At 70.8% G+C, this 1,341-nt stretch carries 1 pseudogene; it reads right to left on the bottom strand.

What is annotated here, in order from left to right:
- Window positions 1-111 precede the first annotated feature (111 nt).
- Window positions 112-954: pseudogene (locus A5646_RS12430) on the bottom strand (AAA family ATPase); the annotation flags it as partial.
- Between the last annotated feature and the right edge of the window lie 387 nt (window positions 955-1,341).

Raw genomic sequence — 1,341 nt, 5'->3', positions numbered from 1 at the left:
GGCGAGTTGACCGTCGCCGCCGTCGAGCAGTCCCTGGACGAGGCCGCGGTGCGCTACGACCGGGACGGCGACCAGCACTACGACGTCATCAGCGCCTTCATCAAGTCGATCCGCGGCTCCGACGTCGACGCCGCGCTGCACTACCTGGCCCGCATGCTGGTCGCCGTCCCGGTCGTAGCGCACCGCGGCCTCGTCCAGGGACTGCTCGACGGCGGCGACGGTCAACTCGCCACCGGGTTCGGCCGCCCGCACAGTTTCGGCGGCGACCTCCAGCGCCGTCAGCGCGCGCCGGGCGTCGCCGGCGGCCAGCCGCACCAGCAGGTCGACGGCCTCGGGGGCGACGGCGATCTGACCGCCCAGCCCGCGCGGGTCGTCGATCGCGCGCTGCACCACCGCGCGGATGTCGTCGGCGCTCAGCGGCCGCAACTGCAGGATCAGCGAGCGGGACAGCAGCGGCGCCACCACCGAGAAGCTGGGGTTCTCGGTGGTCGCCGCGACCAGCAGCACCACCCGGTTCTCCAAGACCCACAGCAGCGCGTCCTGCTGGGTCTTGGAGAACCGGTGCACCTCGTCGATGAACAGCACCGTCTGCTCGCCGGACAGCAGCGCCCGGCGCGCGCTATCGATCACCGCCCGAACGTCTTTGACACCGGCCGACAGGGCCGACAGCGCCTCGAACCGGCGCCCGGTCGCCTGCGAGATCAGCGCGGCCAGCGTCGTCTTGCCGCTGCCGGGGGGCCCGTACAGGATGGCCGATGCCACGCCCGAACCCTCGACCAGGCGGCGCAGCGGGGACCCGGGCGCCAGCAGATGGTCCTGCCCGACCACCTCGTCCAGCGATGCCGGACGCATCCGCACCGCCAGGGGGGCGCCGCCCGACACGCCCAGCCCGTGATCGGTCGGCTGCGACGCGCCGGGTAGGTCAAACAGACCGTCGGACACGGCTTCAGGCATACCACGACCGGCCGACGCCCGCGCCGGCCCAGGCACGCAGCCGGCAATCCCGGCACCCACGGCCCATCTTTGCTAAGTTCCGGTTGCCGAGTTCCGCGGGCGTTTTCTCAAGGAAACTTCGCCACACTTGGAAATCCGACAGCAAGGACGGACATGAGCCAACCTCCCGAGTATCCAGGCACCCCGTAGACGAGAGCCGAAACGATCAGCGCCACAGGGTTTTTGGTGAATGCGTTCCAGGCCCAGCCGAACGCGTCACCGACGCTGAACGCGGGCCGGGGCGGCGCCCCGTAGCCGGGTGGGGGCCCGTAGCCGGCAATCCCGGCACCCACGGCCCATCTTTGCTAAGTTCCGGTTGCCGAGTTCCGCGGGCGTTTTCTCAAGGAA

Source organism: Mycobacterium sp. 1245499.0 (assembly GCF_001673615.1).
GTDB lineage: Bacteria > Actinomycetota > Actinomycetes > Mycobacteriales > Mycobacteriaceae > Mycobacterium > Mycobacterium europaeum_A.
Note: the sequence above shows the minus strand (reverse complement) of the source record. Positions and strands in the feature narration are given on the sequence as shown.